Here is a 19,094-nt window from a genome sequence, read left to right as displayed (position 1 = left end):
AAATTCGGGGTCTCATTATTTTTTATAAAAAATTATATTTGATTTGCTGTAAATTGTTAATTATAGTATTATTTCACTTTTCCGTTATGACTAGTTTAGTAAATTTTTTTAATTCATTAGCAGTTTTAGGGTTGATGTCGATATCGGTTATTAAATAATCAATATCACTCCACAATGCATATTCAACTAGTGCAGTCGAGCGTGATTTATTACTGTCGGCTAAAACAATAGTAAGCTTAGAATTAGCAATCATTGTTTTTTTTACATCAGCATCTGAAAAATCAATTGACACTGGTCCACGATGTTCTTTAAATCCACTGGAACCTAAAAAAGCAATATCCACTTTGATTTTAGCAAGAAAATCTGTAGCACCAAATCCTTCTAAAGCCATTGTAGTATTATTGAGTTTTCCACCGCTCATATAGATTTTATTTTTACTGTTAGCTAATATGTTTGCCGCACTGATTGAAGTAGTAATAATAGTCAGGCCCTTTTTTAAGTAAAGCATTTTTGCTAGGCAAAGTGCGGTACTTCCTGCATCAATAAATAGGACAGCATTGTTTTTTATGAACGAAAGAGCCCTATTGGCAATAGCATTTTTTAAATCAAAATTTTCTGCACTTCTTGTTTCAAGTGGTTTTTCCATAACTTCTAATGAAGATAAAGCTCCACCACGACTTTTTTTGATGACCCCAATTTTATCCAGATATATTAAGTCCTTGCGTATGGTTTCTGTTGAGACGGAAAAATTGTTGGATAACTCACCTACTTTGATGCTGCCATTTGAAACAATTAATTCTGCAATTTTATTTCTTCTTTCGGCAGCAATTAATTTACTCATACACTACACTCCCAACTTAACGTTTTGTTTAAATTATACCAGACAATCATATTTTTAACCACTTATAAGATGACTTATTCCAATTAATTACAATAAAAAAGTTGTTGACAACCGATTAATACAATGATATTATTGCGATAACAACTATTAACAATATTTTTATTGTTAAAATTTGCGATAGGGAGCAATAAAATTGGAAAAAGACATTGTTATATCACCATCACTTATATGTGCGGATTTATGCAATTTGGAAAAAGAAGTTGCCCTTTTGAAAAATGCCGGCATGCAATCATTGCATGTAGATATAATTGATCCGCATTTTAGTCCCAGTATGCCTATTGGTCTGTCTACAGTAGAACAATTGCATAATAAGACGGATATGGATTTTAATATTCATATTATGTCTACTATGAATGAATTTTTTATCAAACAGCTGATAAAAATAAAACCTGATAGTATTATATTTCATTGTGAAACAAGTTTGCATATAGAAAAAATGCTTCAGATTATAAAAACGGCCGATATAAAAACTGGTATTGCTTTAAATCCCGCTACGGCAATAAATATATTGGATTATGTGATAAAAGACTGTGATTATATTTTATTGATGCTGATAAATCCAGGTTATGCTGACGGGAAAGGGGAAGAAATGGTTCCCTATGCACTGGAAAAAATTCGTGATTGTAAGTCATTTATTAAAAGAAGACATTCAAATGCCAAAATAATTGTTGATGGACGAGTATCCATGAAGCTTATCCCTGATTTGATAGATGCTGGTGCTGAAGTGTTGGTAGCTGGCAGCAAAAGTGTTTTTCGAAAGGAAAATACTTTTGTTGAAAATTACAGAGAGATAAAACAGCTTATTAATGAACATTTTAATTTTACTGGAGGAAATTGTGATGAACTATGAGGCGGCGCGGAATTTAGTAATAGGAGAATGCACTACTGCATTATCAAAGGTCAACGAGCATGAAGTTGACGAATTCATTACTATGCTTTTACAGGCTGACAAAGTATTTCTCATTGGTGTGGGCAGAGTAAAGCTTGAATTGGAGGCTTTTGCTAAAAGACTGGTTCATTTAGGATTTAAAGCATGCATGGTAGGTGATATAACAGAACCGGCAATGACTGATAAGGATATTTTAATAGTAGGTTCAGGCAGTGGTGAATCAGTAGTACCTGTTGCCATTGCCAAAAAAGCAAAGGGATTTGGTGGTAAAATAATCCACATTGGCTCTAATCCGCAAAGTAACCTGTCACCTATTACTGATTTAATGGTTCGGATTCCGGTGCAGACAAAACTTTATCTTAAAGATGAGATAGCATCTAGACAGCCAATGTCAAGTTTATTTGAACAGAGTTTGTTGTTATTATGTGATATTGTTGCTGTCATGATAATGGATGAAAGGCATATAGAGTTAAAAAAATTGTGGAATTATCATGCCAATTTGGAATGAAACATAAGGATGTAAGGTGATATGAATGATAGCAAAATATTTAGCTGGAAATATCAGTATTTTAGACAAAACGGGCTCGTGGGATGAGAGTATAGTTTTAGCCAGCCAAGTGCTGCTGGATAAAAAGATTATTAAAGAATCATATGTTCAGGCAATGATTGATAATGTAAATAAAAATGGTTCTTATATGGTAATTGTGCCGCAAATTGCATTGGCTCATGCCCGCGAAGATAAAGGAGTGTTGAAAACAGGGTTATCGCTTTTAAAATTAAATCGGCCGGTAATGTTTCCAGAAGAAAAATTGGTCAGTGTGATTATGGTTTTGGCAGCAAAGGAAGAGAAAAATCATTTAGAACTTATGTCAGAACTTGCGGATATATTTATTGATGATAAGAAAGTTAAAAATATAAGTTTGTCATCATCGATAGAAATTATACAAGAACAATTTAGGTAAAGTTAGCATTAATAACTTTATAGCTAATATTCATAATTTTAATTTAATTGCTAAATATTGAAAGGATGAGGTAAATGGCAGTCGATGCACGAGCCAGGTTACAGGCATTTGGTGGATTTTTAACAGCAATGGTGATTCCAAATATGGGAGCATTTATAGCGTGGGGATTTATTACAGCATTGTTTATACCCACGGGATGGCTTCCCAATGAAGCTTTTGCAAAGTTGGTAAGTCCAATGGTTAGTTTATTATTACCATTGCTTTTAGCATATGCAGGAGGCAAATTAATTTATAGCACGAGAGGTGGTATAGCAGGTACAATTGGCACGATTGGACTTATTGTGGGAGCCAATATTCCAATGTTTCTTGGTGCTATGGTGATGGGGCCGTTAAGTGCATTTGTAATAAAAAAATTTGACAGGAAAATAGAAAATAATATACCATCTGGTTTTGAAATGTTGGTGAATAATTTTTCTTTAGGCATTATTGGATTTATATTGTGTTTGCTTGCAAATGCGCTTATAGGACCGATAATTCAGGAAGCAAATAGTTTTTTAAGTATGTCTATAAAAGCACTTGTAAATACAGGAGTATTACCTATTTTGGCTTTAGTGAATGAACCGGCAAAGGTATTATTTTTAAATAATGTCATAGATCAAGGCGTTTATTATCCACTAGGAATGCAGGATGCATTGAATACGGGTAAATCAATATATTTCATGATGGCATCAAATCCAGGTGCAGGATTGGGATTATTAACGGCTTATTCTATTTTCGGTAAAGGTAATGCTAAAAGTACTGCGCCAGGTGCTATTATTATACATTTTTTGGGTGGAATTCATGAAATGTATTTTCCTTTTGTTTTGATGAAACCGATTACTATTATTGCTATGATTGCGGGCTCCGCATGTGGTATATTTACATTTCAGTTATTTGATGCAGGCCTTGTTGCCGGACCTAGTCCTGGGTCAATATTTGCTTATTTGGCATTGACACCTAAAGGTCATTTCTTTGGTGTTATTGCCGGAGTATTTGTAGCCGCACTGGTGAGTTTTATTATAACTGCTTTTATTTTAAAAATGTCTAAAAATGGTAATGATGATGAATTAAGCGTTTCTATATTACAAAGTCAGTCTATGAAAAGTGAGGGAAAGGCTGTTCTTTCTAATATTACTGAAGATAATAATGGTAAAGTTGAAAATAGTATAAATAAAGTAATAAAATTTGTGGCTTTTGCTTGTGATGCTGGAATGGGCAGCAGCGCCATGGGAGCCAGTGTGATGAAAAAGAAATTGTCGAAAGCTGGTATAGATATTCATGTGGAACATTTTGCTATTGAAAAAATTCCCATGGATGCAGATGTAATTGTCACGCACAAAAATTTGGCTGAGCGGGCAAAATTAGTTGTACAAGATAAACCTATAGTGGCTATTGAGAATTATTTGGCAGATCCTAAGCTGAATGAACTTATTAAAAAAATTAAAAATCAGCATAAATAAATCTGTAATTAGATGGGGGAAATTTTATGTTAGCTGTACATTTCGGAGCTGGAAACATTGGGCGGGGTTTCATAGGTCAAATGTTGTTCGCATCGGGATATGAAATATGTTTTATTGATGTTAATCAGCATGTCATTGATGATATTAATTCATTAAAACAGTATTATATAGAAATATTAGGAGACGCACCCAAACGTCTATTCATAAAAAATATATCTGCACAAAATAGTAATGATAAGATTGCTGTCATAGATAAAATTTTGCATGCCGACATAATAACCACAGCATTAGGTCCCAATATTTTAAAATATATTGCACCTGTTATCGCGGCTGGTTTATCGAAAAGAATAGCCGCGCAAACTCCCCCAATTAATATTATAGCTTGTGAAAATATGAAAAAGGGAAGTTCGGTTTTAAAAGGATTGGTTTGTAAGTATTTATCGGACAAAGAATGTTTAGTATTACCACAATATGCCGGATTTCCTGATGCGGCAGTTGATAGAATCGTACCATTACAGAAAAATAATGAAAAGTTATTGGTACAAACAGAAGAATTCTTTGAATGGGATGTTGATGAAACGACAGTGGTGGGAATTAAACCGCCTGTTAAAGGAATAACTTACGTGAAGAATTTGCAAGCCTATATTGAACGGAAATTGTTTGCAGTAAATGCAGCTCATGCGACAATTGCCTATCTCGGATATGCAAAAGGAATAAATTGTATAAATCAGGCACTTGAAGATGATATTATTAAAAATACGGTTAAAACATTATTAAATGAAGCTGGTGTTCTTTTGAATAGAAAATATAAATTTAATTTAGAAGAATATAAAACATACGCCAGGACTGTTTTAAATAGATTTTCGAGTAAATATATTTCGGATGATGTTATCAGAGTTGGGCGGGCTCCTATCCGTAAATTGGCTGCAGATGATCGATTGGTGTCGCCGGCAATACAATTATCTGAAGATAATTGTATTGCCGATGGGTATGCAACTGCAATTGCGGCAGCATTATGTTTTGATTATAAGGAAGATACAGAAGCACAAATTTTACAAGCGGGCATTAAGAATAATGGTGTTGCTGATGCTTTATTTAAATACACCACTATAAAAGCTGATACTAAATTAGGAAAAAATATTTTAAAAAAATACCACAAATTAAAAAAATGATTTATATATAATAATATAAGCGCCCAACCATTTGGCTGTGCGCTTATATTATTATATAGAGCAAAAATCAATTAATTTGCACGATTTCACTATTATGAAATAGATATAGATATTTTTCCTTAACAGGTTTATTTAAGATAGACTGGACAGCTTCGCTGTAAAGGTTGATTTGTATATTATACTTGTCCTTGGCTTCAGCAGGATTGCAATTGTCAGTTTTATAATCGATTAATACTAATCCATCGGGCTCATCGAATAAAAGATCTACTACACCTTGAATAAATATTTTACTGCCCGTTGGACTGGTATTGTAAAATCTGACAGCATCCAGCATACGGGAAAACTGCATCTCACGCCGTATTTTATTTGAAATAAGCATTCTTTGACCCAGTTCTGAATAGATAAAATTATAGATAGAAAGTTGATTTACTTGAGGAATATTTTCCGGTGCAATTATTTCAGTTCGTGCCATTTGGTTCAGCTGTATTTTTATACCACTTTTACTTAAGTCGTCTGTTAGGTCAAGATGCTGCATGACAGTGTGCATCAAAGTTCCGTATTCAATACCTGTTAAGGTTGACTTTTTTTGTAGGAAACGCGGGCGAGTATATTCATTGTTAACAAAGATATTAACAGCATTTTCATCCGCAGAGGAAAAACGACGTTTTATTTCTGTAACAGATAACTTGGAAGGGATATGGCTGTCGGGGAGGTGTGGATAATGCCAGGCAAGGCGTTTATCAACCCAGCTTTTATTAACAGTAGTGGCAAGCGGTGCGTGCTTTTTCAATTTATTGAAGATGGCGGTCAATTCGACGGGTTTTTCTTTTGTACTGTCCGCATTGGCGGAATGAATGGTTATATTCCATTGAGAATCGTCGTAGTCAAGATGTGGTATATCATCCACCATTTGGCCATTCCAGAGTCGGTATAATGCGGTACCGGCACTGTGTCGGGATAATGCAGGACAGATCCAGTCTAGATAAGAGCCGGCAGAAAGAATTTGGTAACTTGACAATGTTGGTTTATTGTCATTGTTTTGATGGCACCATTTTTCAGCCTGTCTGGGTAAATTTCTCACAGTACCAGTTAAAATTAGTTTTTCCCGGGCACGGGTCATTGCAACATAAAGAATGCGCAGTTCTTCAGCCTTGCTTTCTTTCATTATTTGCCTGGCAATAGCCTGTCGGGCAAGAGTCGGATAGCGGGAGTTGTATTGCAGGTTATAAATATATGGTCCTAATCCATAATTTTTGTGTATCAATAAAGCTTGCCTGCTGTCGGTGAGATTCATTTTTTTACCGAGATCTGCAATAATGACAACGGGAAATTCCAGGCCTTTGCTTTTGTGAATACTCATAATGCGGACAACATTTTCGTTTTCACCAAGTGTGCGGGCCACTGACAGATCGTTACCGCTTTTTTTCATTTTTCCAATAAATTGCAGAAAACGGAATAGACCGCGGTAATCTGTTTTTTCATAAGCTGCCGCACGGTCATATAACATTCGTAGGTTGGCCTGTCTTAAAAGGCCACCGGGCATACCACCACAATAATCATAATAACCGGTTTCATCATATAGCTGCCAGATAAGTTCAGGAACACTGCGCTGCCTGGATAAGGATCGCCAATGTGTTAACTTACTCAGAAAGGAAATTGTTTTTTCTTTGAGCGGTTCGTCAAGGCCGCTTTGCGGATTGCAGGATAGCATTAAAGCCTCAAAAAGATTGCCGGTCGGCTGGCATAGTCTTATTTGGGCCAGCTCTTGTGTGCTGAAATTAACTATTGGTGAGTATAATACGGCTGCAAGAGGGATATCCTGACGTGGATTATCGAGTATTTGCAGTAAGGCAAGCATTATTTTTATTTCCGTTTCGGCAAAATAACCACCATTTGCTGATGCATATGAGGGAATATCATTATTACGCAGTGCTTCAAGCATGACATCAGCTTTGCCGGTCATTGAACGCAGGAGAATAACAATATCACGATAAATAAGCGGTCGGTAAAGATTACTTTGCTTATCGTATATAGTATGATTTTGTTGCATGAGCTGTTTAATCCGCTTGGCAATACAGTCAGCCTCAGCGGCAAAACCGGTAAGAGTTTCTTTATTATTGATGACATCATTATCGGTTATGGCTTTTTCATCAGGTACTGAACTGCCATTATCAATCAACAGTAGTTCGACTTTTTCATCCAATGAATTTTTGTCAACCGGATATTCTATACCCGGGGAAAAAGCTTCTTTTTTTCCATAGTCCAGTTCAGTAGCCTGCTGTGTCATGGTTTGGGCAAAGATAAAATTTATCGATTGCAATATATTGGAACGACTGCGGAAGTTTTGTGATAAATCAATGCGTATACACTGATCTGACTTTTGGGGATAAGTAAGATATTTTTCCATGAATAGACCAGGATCAGCCATCCTGAAACGATAAATGCTCTGTTTTACATCACCAACGAGGAATTTATTGAAATTTTTACCGGAGACTAAATTAATTATAGCTTCTTGGACACCATTGGTATCTTGATATTCATCCACCATCACTTCCCTGTATTTTTTGCTTATGTTAATTGCTGTATTGGTAGGAATCAGGTGTTTTTCTGTTGAACCGGCCGCTGCTAATATTTGCAAAGTAAAATGTTCTAAGTCATTGAAATCGACAATTATGTGTTCATGCTTAGCTTTACCGTAGGCAGCCATGAATTTTATTGTGAAATCAGCAATAAAGGAGATAATATTTTTTTGATTTCGTATATCATCCAGCATTTTATCCGGTGGCATTAGAAAAAAATCATCACGAAGTGTATTTATAATAGTTTTTATTGTTTGCCGTGTTTCTTTAAGATGATTTTTTGTTGTTTCATCCATGTCGGCGGGAAGGCGCATTGTTGAAAAGTTAAAGGTATTCATGACAGTATATAAAGTATGCCAGTTTGCTGTTACAGCAGTACGGATTGTCTCTAATAAAACTTCATCAGCAGTAATTGCTTTTATGACGTAGTCAGTTTGACCAGCCGTTTTTTGCATTTCCAAATTGAGTCGGATACATTCATCAATACTGCTTTGTATTTCTGAGCGAATAATAGTTATCCATTTGGTATCATCAATGGTTTTATCCTGTGGGATAGTGAAAAAATCAGGCAGACTGTTTAACCACTGATAGGGAAAAGGTTGACTCATAGCATATTCGTAAATATTTAAAATTGTTTGGCAGACTGCTTCATCACCGCGTTCGTTGCCGTAAGAATCAGCAAATTGTAAAAAAAGATCATTATTTTCCTGTTCATATTGAGTTTTTATTAAATCAGTCAGAACATCTTGTTTTAATAAAGTTGTTTCCTGTTCACCGGCGAGGCGGAATTTGGGATCAATGTCTATTTCGTGAAAATGACGACGAAGAATATTCTGGCAAAAAGCGTGCAGTGTTGATATTGACGCAGCATTAAGCAGGACAAGCTGGCGTTCAAGTTTTTTCATCATATCTGCGTAATTATGCTGAGCTGCTTGTGAGAGATGACCTTCCAATTGTCGGCCGATACGTTCGCGCATTTCAGATGCTGCGGCATTAGTAAAAGTTACGACTAATATTTCACTGATATCAACATTATTATTCAAGATGAGCTGTATTATACGTTCAACAAGTACGGCTGTTTTTCCTGAACCGGCAGCTGCTGCAACCAAAATATTTTTTCCATGGGTGTGAATTGCTGTTTCTTGCTCTTTTGACCAGGACATAATAGTACCTCTTTGTAAAATTTAAATAACTGTATCGATATTAGCGGGATAAGCAGTAGAATGAAGCTATAAAACAAAACTGCAAAATATTAATTTATTAATATCAATTATATCACCCAGAGAATATTTTTAGAATATCTATTAATGTCAGGTATTAATAACAACATAGAAATAAAACGTTGTATTATTTTTGTACTTTTTATCAGCTCTTATTGTAAATAATCTTAAATTTATATATAATTTTTATATGTAAAACGTTTTACTATAAGTGTCTGGAATATATTAGGTATATTATTGAATGGAAGGTGATTTTTGTGAAATTGGCAATAATTGGAACAGGCGGTATTGTGGAAACATGTCTTGATGCTTTGACGAAGGCTGATTTCGTGACGCCGGCAGCTATTTGTGCACGGCCTAAAAGCGAAACAAAGGCGCATGCACTGGCACGAAAATATAATATTACAACGGTCTATACTGATTATGAACAATTGCTTAATGATCAAACTATTGATTTCGTTTATATTGGCATTGTTAATAATATGCATTATGAATATGCTAAAATGGCACTTGAACATGGTAAAAATGTAATTTGTGAAAAACCGGTGACTTCAAATATTGATGAATTTGTTGAATTGGAAATTCTTGCCCAAAAAGCTAAGCTATTCTTTTTTGAAGCAATAACACTTTTACACTCCCCCAATTTTGCTTTTATGCGCCAGCATTTACCTGATATTGGCCGCTTACGTATGATTCAGGCAAACTATTTTCAGTATTCCAGTCGTTATGATAAATTTTTGCAAGGAATTGTTTTACCAGTGTTTGATCCTGCTTTTTCAGGTGGCTGCCTGTATGATTTGAATGTATATAACATTCATTTGGTAATGGGACTTTTGGGTATGCCGCAGGCAGTTCAATATTATGCTAATATTGCAGCCAATGGAATTGATACATCAGGGGCAGCTGTTTTAGTATATAATGGCAGTGTGGCAACTTGCAGCGCGGCCAAAGATTCTGAAAGCACCAGTGGGGCTGTTTTTATAGGAGAAAAGGGTTATATTCAACTACAGGGTTCTCCTAATGTCTGTGGCAGTGTCACATTGAAAAAAGAGGATAAACTAATAAAATATGCTGGTGAGCAATATGAAAATCGCATGGTGGATGAATTTATTGCTTTTGAAAAATTATACCGGGAAAATAATCTGAGTGCATGTTATAAGCTGCTGGAACATTCGCATAACGTTATGGACGTGCTGACACAGCTGCGTCATAGTGCAGGAATAAAATTTAAATAATGCGGGGAATATATTTTATATAAGCATGTATCTCCGCTAAAAAAAGCACTAAATGATTATTGTTATGCATCATGATACAAATTATTACTGCTGATGAGACATATTATGGTATAATATCTTGGTGAATAATCAACGGATGTGTTTATCTTTACTAATATTGGTGTTAATAATGTTAATGATATTATTAACTTGACTTATGAAATTATGTGGTATAGAATTAGGTTTATTCGATAAAGATTTAATTTACCATCAATACAGAAAATTATTCTATGGTATGACAAAATTTTATTCTCATACTTATTATTGTACTAATACAAAATAGAAAATAAACCTTATGGGTATCAAATCTGGCTAATATTAGTCATTGTGTCAGAATGTAAAAGGCATTTCGGGGCAATATCAGAGGAGATGGTCACAGCAGTCCGTAAATGAAGGACATGTGTATTTGATTAAGTTTTGTTTTTCACAAACTTTTAGATGTTGCAAATTAGGAGTGATATTTTTGTTTAAGCGTATTTTAATAGCTAACCGCGGTGAAATTGCCGTTCGTATTATCAGAGCCTGTAAAGAAATGGGAATACAGTCGGTTGCTGTATATTCTGATGAGGATAAAGAAGCAATGCATGTTAAATTAGCTGATTTAGCGTACAATATAGGCCCGGCTGATGCAGCATTGTCATATCTCAACTATAATGCATTAATGCAGGCAGCACTTGATACAGAAGCTGATGCAGTACATCCTGGTTACGGCTTTTTATCAGAAGATGCAAATTTCGCAGAACGTGTTACTAAAGCCGGGATGACATGGATTGGACCTCATCCGGAAACTATTCGTCAGGTTGGCGACAAAGATATTGCCCGTGCAGCGATGATACCATCAGGTATTCCTATGGCGAAAGGCAGTGACCCCCTTGTCGATGAAGATGATGCCGTAAAAAAGGCTGGTGAGGTAGGGTATCCGGTTATTTTAAAACCGGTTTCCGGCGGAGGCGGCAAGGGCATGATTGTCGTCAAATCAGAAGATGAACTGAAAAAAATACTGCATATTGTTGACATAAAAAATATTGCCTATTACTTTGAACATTATATTGATCATTCACGTCATATTGAAGTTCAAATTGTTGCGGATAATTATGGGACTGTACTTCAGTTGGGAGAAAGAGAATGTTCACTGCAAAGACGTAATCAAAAATTGTTGGAGGAATCTCCATCTATAGCTCTTACACCAGATATGCGCAAGCGGGTCGGAGATTTGGCAATAAAAGCTGCTAAAAGTGTGCACTATAGTAATATTGGCACGGTGGAATTTTTATTGAATCTTCATGATAATGATTTTTATTTTATGGAAATAAATCCGCGTGTACAGGTTGAACATGGCATAACAGAAGCTGTTACTGGTATTGATTTAGTAAAAACACAGATTCGTATTGCGGCAGATGAACCGCTTGATATAAAACAGGAAGATATAAAATTTAGCGGACATGCGATTGAATGCCGGATAAATGCTGAAGATCCGGAAAATAATTTTCTGCCTTCACCAGGTAAAGTAGAATTTTTTATCGAACCTGGTGGACCGCGTGTTCGGGTTGATACCGGAGTATGTGCCGGCCTCAATATTTCACCATATTATGATTCAATGATTGCCAAGATTATTGTACATGGGAAAACACGTGGTGAGGCAATAAAAATTATGCAGCGGGCTCTTGAAGAGTTTACTATTGAAGGGATTAAGACAACTATTCCATTGCACAAAAAAATATTGCGTGATGAATATTTTAGAACGGGTAATATTGACACACGTTTCATAAAAGATCATTTCTCCAGATATCATTATACAAAACCAACCGCTGCTGATTCTTCAAAGCCTAATGAAAGATTTATACCGATGCATCAGATTAAGGAAGAAGAGAAAAAGAATGATCAGGAATGGTCACAGGAAAAGGTTGATGAAGATATGCGTGTGGCAATATTGTCAGGATTGTATTATATGTGACAGGTGATATCGATATAATAAAAAGACCTATGATTGATGATATATTTGGTTGAATAAATATATCAAAATCACAGGCCTTTTTTGCAGTTAATTATAAATTGTTCATCGGATATATACATCAATTGCTGCGGGAATAGTTTCTATTTTTAATGGTAATTTCGGACCGGGTTCTCCGTCAATATCACTTTGGACTGTTTCACTGCAATTTATTTCAAAAGATGATGCCTGAATATAGGCAATATTTTTATTGTTACAGGCCGGTTTGCCGGCTACTGTTTCAGCGGCGAAAGTAACGAGCTCCGGGATGCTACATTGTTTAAGCAAAATTAAATCGAGTTTACCGTCATTTAACCGGGCATTTACTGAAACATTTTTTAAACCAGCAACAACACTGCTGTTAACAATCAACACAAAAAAGGCGCTGACTCTTTCTGTTTTTCCATCAGCCCCTATAGTCATATCTAAAGCTCGGAATTTTGGCAGTTCACCAATTCCTCTGAGATAATAGGCTAACTTACCAAAGGTGCTTTTTAATCTTCGGTCAACATTGTGGGCAACACAGGTCAGCATGCCGGCGCTGGCGACATTTATGAAATAATTATTGCCGGTGTAACCAATATCGACAGGTGCAGTTTTACCATTAACTATTGAGTCGATATAAGATTCAATGGTATGGGCGTTTAAGGTTAGGCAGGAGGCAAAGTCATTTGAAGTTCCACTGGGTAATATAGCTATGGGAAGGGTTATTTTGTTTTTTAGCAGTATGTTTACTATTTCGTTTAAAGTTCCATCGCCGCCTGCTATAATTATGCCACATGGTTTGATAGTACGGATAAATTCCACAAAATCAGTATTTTGCGGACTGGTTCGGTAAGGAATTAGTATGCAGTATCTAGCCTGAAACATTGCCACTAGAAGATCGAGTTTTTTCTTAAACATATTGTTCCCGGATACAGGATTATAAGCAAGGACGAATTTTTTCATTTTTATAGCTCCTGAGAAATTTCTTTAAATACGCCTAATTTGCGCAGTCCCCTGATAGTAATTTTACCGATTACCGGGACAGCAGCTAAATCATCTTCTAGTAAACCTTTCACGGCGATGAGAACAATTATATAAATAATGGCACCAATCAATACTGAACTTAAAGTGGCAATAGCATTACTGCCAAATCTTGTTAATATAAGATGGTATGACAGATAAAGTGCAGCTGCCATTATCAATGCAGCGATTATATTTTTCATTACCTGTGTTAATTCCATTTTATAGCCGATGTATCTGTAAAGAAAGTATAAATTAATAAAAGCAGCTATTCCTATATCGGCAGCAGTTGCCCATGCGGCTCCCATAATACCGAGTGATGGCTGAGCCGTAAGAATCCAATTTAAAATCACCTTGGCAATAGCGGCAATAATCATATTTATCATTGGAACAGTGGGATGCCCTAATCCCTGTAAAACAGCCGTAGTTATCTGATGCAGTCCTAATAGTACAATGGAAAAAGCCGATACCCACACTGCCGGGCCGGCACCAGGGGCATTATAAATAAGAGTAGAAATGGGCACTGCTAAAATGAGGACAACGACAAATGCCGGAAAGCATATAAAGTTAGAAATACGTATGGCTCCGGCAGTCTGTCTCAGGTAGCTGTCGTGGTTTTTTAGAATACGGGCTTCTGATATGGCAGGAACGATGCTGACGGCGAGTGCTGCAGTTAATATAGTGGATAAATTTACCAAGGGAACAGCCATCCCGGTTAAATAGCCGAATAATTTAGTGGCTTCGTTTACTGAATAACCGGCTACTTCCAGTCGCTGCGGAACTATCATAAGATCAAGATTAGCTACGATTGGTAACATTATACTGGTGGCCGATACAGGCAGGGACAGTTTAAAAATTCGTTTCATTATGTGGGCAACAGACTGTCGCGGAACATTAGCCGGCGGTTCAAGATGCGTGCCATAAGTCGCATCAATATCCTTATTGAGACGCCAGTGGAAATAGACCAGTACAAGCAGCCCTGCTACAGCACCAGCCAGAGCGCCAAGACTTGCCCCGGCTGCAGCAAATTCTAGGCCATAAGGTAGCAGCAGCTGGGCAAAAAGAATCATTGTTATGACACGAAAAATCTGTTCAACAATTTGCGATACACCGGTTGGAGTCATTCGCTGCCAGCCTTGTAAATAGCCGCGTGAACTGGCTAAAATGGTCACAAAAAATATAGCCGGAGCTAATGCAACCACGGCATAATAGGCTCGCGGATCACGAATAAACTGCCAGTCGATAAGCCATTGGGCACCAAAATAAGTGAGAAGACTGCATAAAATACCAGTAAAAAACATTAATGTCATTGATATGTGAAAGACACGTTTGGCACCCCATATGTCTTTTAAGGCTACATGCTCGGCTGTTATAATAGATATGGCAATGGGAACACCGGCAGTGGAAATATTAAAAGCCAGAAAATATATAGGAAAAGCCATTTGATAAAGGCCGATTCCTTCACCACCGAGAATACGGGATACAAATATCCAATTAAGTGAACCGATTACTTTAACAACGATACCGGCTATCGTCAATATCAGTGTACCTTTTAGAAAGGAAGCACTTTTATCAGCCTTTTTCTCAGGAATAGTTTGAGTAGTTATAGTTAGCACCTGCTTTATTTTGAACAAACTTGTATTTTCTTTTTTGCTGGGATTATATATAATATATCTGATGGGGAACAGTATTATCAATTAAATATTGACTTAAAAAATTATAGCATTTATCTTTAAACTATGCCAGTATAATTTAAGGGCAAGCTTTAATGCTGTGATATTACAAATTAATTATCGAAGGTTTTAGTATGAGAAAAAATATTATAGGATTCAATATTACGGTAGGTAGGAAAAAACCAGAAACCATAGTTAACAAAGATGCGGCTTGTCCATTTTGTGAGTATGATCACTTAGAAAATATTATTGCCAGACGCGGCGAGATGACATTACTGGAAAATAAATATAATGTTTTGGAAGACTCATTTCAGACAGTATTGATTGAAACTCGCTACTGTGGCAGTGACATACCCGATTACAGTAAAGCACATATGCATGAGCTTATCCATTTCGGCGTTGAATATTGGTTTAGTCTTCTCGACTCTGGCAGATATAAATCAGTCCTGTTTTTTAAGAATTATGGACCTTTGTCAGGCGGAACTATCCTTCATCCGCATATGCAGATAGTTGGATTAAGACATGTTGACAGTTCACTGATGTATGATAAAAGTGATTTTATAGGTATGACAATCAGCCAGACAAAAAATGTTGAGTTAAATGTGTCAACGATGCCTCGCCTGGGGTTTTGCGAGCTTAATATACTGACTAAAAATAACAATGAACTGGATACAATAGCCGATTTTATTCAGATTACCGTTGATTATATAATGAAGTATTTTAATAAACGATGCAAGAGTTATAATATATTTTTTTATCGTATTGATGGATTGATTGCAGTAAAAGTCATGCCGCGTTTTCCGACATCTCCATTATTCATTGGTTACAATTTACGGTTGCGTCCTAATAATCTTAATATTATAGTAGATGAAATGCAAAAATTGTATTTTAATAAAAGTTAGACAGTTTTTCAGCTGTTTAACTTTTATTTAAAATTCAGAATATTATATAAATTATGTAAGGAGTTTGCCTATGCCTATGTATAGAAAACAGCTGATAGTTTTGTTAACGATAATTGCTATTGTAGCAGCAATTACGTATTATGTGGATGAATCTGGAAAAAGCGTTGAATTAGAGGCTGCATCGACCAATGAAAATATGACAGTATCGCCAATGACAGTAGAAAACGGGAATAAATTGGTAGTGTATGTTACAGGAGCAGTAAATAGTCCAGGTGTAATAGAGCTGCCAGAAGGCTCACGGATAGTTGATGCTGTGAACAAATGCGGCGGTATGAATGAATCGGCCGATACTGAAAATATTAATTTAGCACAAAAAATAACTGATGCTGCTCAGATAAAAATACCGATAAGAAGTGAAAATACCAATACAGTAAGCTTATCGGATGGCAAGTCGAGTTCAATTGATAATAACAGGGTAAATATTAACACAGCTGATGAATCTGTACTTGATACATTACCAGGAATAGGACCGGCTATGGCTAAACGCATTGTTGAGTATCGGCAAAACCAAGGGAATTTTCAAAGCATTGATGATTTAAAAAAAGTGCGTGGTATCGGTGAGGCCAAGTATATAAAATTAAAGGATAAAATAACCATATGAGTTATGGACAACAGCCGCTTACTTTTATCAACGGTATTTTGTTGTGCTGTTTGGCGGGAATATATGTAGCAGATAAAATAGTGTTCGATTTAAATTATGCCGGTTGTGTGCTGATATTTCTGTTGCTATTTTCTGTTGGATCAGTGATAAAAAAGTCCCGCTATGCATTTTTGTTTATAGCTGCACTGCTTTTTGTTCTGGGGATTTATCGTTATACAATGGTCAATACAGTTGCAGATGATGATATAGTCAATTTTATCGGACAGCAAAGAACTGTGACAGGAATATTACAAAATGAACCGCTTGTTCACGAGGATGCTCAGGGAATTTTTCATATACGTTATGAAATGAAAGCTGTGACATCCAGAAATCAGAAAATTACAGGTGGTTACTATATCAATATTCGGCAGGATAATTATCGGAAAGTGCAGACAGGTGACAGGATAACTGTTGTTGGTACAATAAAAAAAATCAATTCATATAAAAACCCTGGCCGTATTGACAATGTGCTCCAGGCAAAGCAGCAGGGGGTATCAGCTTACATATCTGCGGAAAAATCTAGTTTAAAGATAGAAGAACGGCCAAATGACAAGCTTTTTGCTAAAAGAATTAATGCATTGCGGACATCTATAAGAACAGCGATGGAAAAAGTAATGCCCAAGACAGATGCAGGGGCAGTTTTTGCCATGCTGTTCGGTGGATATGCTGATATTGATCCTGAGCTTTTAGATAACTTTACGACTACGGGGATAGTACATATACTGTCCGTTTCTGGTTCCCATATAACATTATTAGCCGGCAGCATTGTTGCCTTGGGCAAAGCGCTGCGGCTGCGGCAATGGCTGATATTTTTGATTTTGAATGTTACCATAATAATGTATGCAATTTTGTCCGGATTGGTTCCGCCGGTTGTTCGTTCAGCATCAATGGGACTGCTTTCCTATGCTGCGCTGGCCTATAATAAAGAAAATCAGTCTTGTTATTTATTGTCGTTAGTAGGTATGATAATGATAATTATTTCACCGGGACTGATTTTTAATATAAGTTTTCAATTATCCTTTGCAGCTACAGCCGGACTTTTATATGCTGCACCATATTTTCGCAGAATATTGTATTTTTTGCCGCAGGTTTTAACGGTGCCATTATCAATAACAATATCGGCCCAGTTGTTTTGTTTGCCGTTTTTGGCATGGTATTTTCATACAGTATCATTAAGTTCACTTATAACTAATGTTATTGCCGTTCCGATTATCGATGTTATTATAATGATGGCTTTGACGGCTGTGCTTGCAAATACATTGTTTCCTTTTATTTCTTCACTGGTCTTTGTCTTGTGCAGTTTGCTGCTTGGTTGTGTATCTGAAATAACACGTTTGCTGGCATTACTGCCGGCTAGTATGGTATATGTACCGTATTTTTCATTTATCGGCAGTATTTTTTACTATATAATCTGGTTGATGATCTTGCAAAAAAGCTGCCGCATTTATTGTTTAACCGAAATCAGGCGGCATCAACAGTTTTTTTGTAAGCTTTTTTGCATATCGGTACTGATCTTGGGCTGGAATATGTTTAGAACGCAAGATTTATCAGTGCATTTTATTGATGTCGGACAAGGGGATGCTGCGCTCATTATAACGTCGCATGGTAAATCGGCGATGATTGATACTGGCGGAATTCGTGATAGTGATTATGATATTGGCAGGCAGGTTGACGTGCCTTATTTATACCATTATGGTGTTACTCATTTGAACTATATTTTTTTAAGTCATGCTCACGATGATCATGCCGGTGGGGTCAGTGGTATTGTAAAACGGATACCAGTAGATAATATTTTTGTCGGCAGGGAAAAACGCAGCGAATATGCCTCTGTGTGGCATATTTCACAGCAAAGCGATATAATGGATAAAGTAATCTCACTAGACGAAAGTGAAAGCTTTGATCTTGACGGGGTTAAGTTTAGCGTGATTTATTTGGGAAAAGGCAGCGGAGCTAATGAGACATCGGCAGTTATCAAGGTCAGTTACCAGGATTTTACTGCAATGTTTACCGGGGACTTACCAGCTCAGGAAGAACAAGAAATGATACAAAAAAATGATGCGAATAAATTGAAATGTACATTATTAAAAGTTGCCCATCACGGTTCTAAAACATCATCTACAGAGGCATTTTTGCGAAAAAGTGCACCGCGTTGGGCGGTTATATCAGTTGGAGCCAATAACAGCTATGGACATCCGGCAGAAGATGTATTAAAGCGTTTTGAGACTATTGGAACAAAAGTATATAGAACTGATAAAAACGGGGCGATAGTATTTTATACAGATGGTAAAAAATGTCGTATTGAACCCTATATTGAATAAGGAGGCAGCG

Annotated in this window: 14 protein-coding genes; 10 read left to right on the top strand and 4 right to left on the bottom strand. The window is 36.3% G+C overall.

Annotated elements, in window-relative coordinates:
- Nucleotides 1-73 precede the first annotated feature (73 nt).
- A complete protein-coding gene (locus I6751_RS00130) occupies nt 74-841 on the bottom strand; it encodes a DeoR/GlpR family DNA-binding transcription regulator (protein WP_196590975.1) in 768 nt (255 codons plus the stop codon).
- Nucleotides 842-1,034: 193 nt separating this feature from the next.
- Here I6751_RS00130 and I6751_RS00125 point away from each other — a divergent pair, with 193 nt between their 5' ends.
- The 5 genes from I6751_RS00125 to I6751_RS00105 all read left to right on the top strand — a co-directional run bounded on the left by I6751_RS00125 (nt 1,035) and on the right by I6751_RS00105 (nt 5,423).
- Nucleotides 1,035-1,751: a ribulose-phosphate 3-epimerase gene (locus I6751_RS00125; RefSeq protein ID WP_196590976.1), complete on the top strand. Its 717-nt coding sequence runs from the start codon at nt 1,035-1,037 to the stop codon at nt 1,749-1,751.
- Entirely contained in the window at nt 1,741-2,298 is a 558-nt protein-coding gene (gene hxlB / locus I6751_RS00120; protein ID WP_196591010.1) for a 6-phospho-3-hexuloisomerase, read from the top strand. Before I6751_RS00125 ends, hxlB begins: the two co-directional genes overlap by 11 nt.
- Before the next feature lie 25 nt (nt 2,299-2,323).
- Nucleotides 2,324-2,752: a PTS sugar transporter subunit IIA gene (locus I6751_RS00115; protein ID WP_196590977.1), complete on the top strand. Its 429-nt coding sequence runs from the start codon at nt 2,324-2,326 to the stop codon at nt 2,750-2,752.
- Between the two features lie 74 nt (nt 2,753-2,826).
- Nucleotides 2,827-4,251, top strand: a complete 1,425-nt coding sequence (locus I6751_RS00110) for a PTS mannitol transporter subunit IICB (RefSeq protein ID WP_196590978.1) — start codon at nt 2,827-2,829, stop codon at nt 4,249-4,251.
- A gap of 26 nt (nt 4,252-4,277) precedes the next feature.
- Entirely contained in the window at nt 4,278-5,423 is a 1,146-nt protein-coding gene (locus tag I6751_RS00105; RefSeq protein WP_196590979.1) for a mannitol-1-phosphate 5-dehydrogenase, read from the top strand.
- A gap of 67 nt (nt 5,424-5,490) precedes the next feature.
- Here I6751_RS00105 and addA read toward each other — a convergent pair whose 3' ends face one another.
- Nucleotides 5,491-9,165 carry a helicase-exonuclease AddAB subunit AddA gene (gene addA, locus I6751_RS00100; RefSeq protein WP_196590980.1) on the bottom strand — a complete coding sequence of 1,225 codons (3,675 nt, stop codon included), beginning with the start codon at nt 9,163-9,165 and terminating at the stop codon, nt 5,491-5,493.
- Nucleotides 9,166-9,479: 314 nt separating this feature from the next.
- Here addA and I6751_RS00095 point away from each other — a divergent pair, with 314 nt between their 5' ends.
- Entirely contained in the window at nt 9,480-10,457 is a 978-nt protein-coding gene (locus I6751_RS00095) for a Gfo/Idh/MocA family protein (RefSeq protein WP_196590981.1), read from the top strand.
- A 502-nt stretch (nt 10,458-10,959) separates the two neighbouring features.
- Nucleotides 10,960-12,450, top strand: coding sequence for an acetyl-CoA carboxylase biotin carboxylase subunit (locus I6751_RS00090; protein ID WP_196590982.1), 1,491 nt, complete (start codon nt 10,960-10,962; stop codon nt 12,448-12,450).
- A 102-nt stretch (nt 12,451-12,552) separates the two neighbouring features.
- On the opposite strand, the gene I6751_RS00085 is transcribed toward I6751_RS00090, so the two are convergent.
- Nucleotides 12,553-13,434, bottom strand: coding sequence for a diacylglycerol/lipid kinase family protein (locus I6751_RS00085; RefSeq protein ID WP_196590983.1), 882 nt, complete (start codon nt 13,432-13,434; stop codon nt 12,553-12,555).
- Nucleotides 13,435-13,436: 2 nt separating this feature from the next.
- On the bottom strand, nt 13,437-15,107 hold the full coding sequence (locus I6751_RS00080; protein ID WP_196591011.1) for a putative polysaccharide biosynthesis protein: 1,671 nt from the start codon (nt 15,105-15,107) through the stop codon (nt 13,437-13,439).
- Between the two features lie 191 nt (nt 15,108-15,298).
- On the opposite strand from I6751_RS00080, the gene I6751_RS00075 reads away from it, so the two are divergent.
- The 3 genes from I6751_RS00075 (at nt 15,299) to I6751_RS00065 (ending at nt 19,084) form a co-directional block, all read left to right on the top strand.
- On the top strand, nt 15,299-16,066 hold the full coding sequence (locus I6751_RS00075) for a DUF4931 domain-containing protein (RefSeq protein ID WP_182187500.1): 768 nt from the start codon (nt 15,299-15,301) through the stop codon (nt 16,064-16,066).
- Between the two features lie 70 nt (nt 16,067-16,136).
- Entirely contained in the window at nt 16,137-16,727 is a 591-nt protein-coding gene (locus I6751_RS00070; RefSeq protein WP_196590984.1) for a helix-hairpin-helix domain-containing protein, read from the top strand.
- Nucleotides 16,724-19,084, top strand: coding sequence for a DNA internalization-related competence protein ComEC/Rec2 (locus tag I6751_RS00065; RefSeq protein ID WP_196590985.1), 2,361 nt, complete (start codon nt 16,724-16,726; stop codon nt 19,082-19,084). Before I6751_RS00070 ends, I6751_RS00065 begins: the two co-directional genes overlap by 4 nt.
- The last annotated feature ends 10 nt before the right edge of the window (nt 19,085-19,094 follow it).

Source organism: Pectinatus frisingensis (assembly GCF_015732285.1).
In the GTDB taxonomy this organism is placed as follows: Bacteria; Bacillota; Negativicutes; order Selenomonadales; family Selenomonadaceae; genus Pectinatus; species Pectinatus frisingensis.
This window is presented reverse-complemented; position numbering and strand designations above follow the sequence as displayed.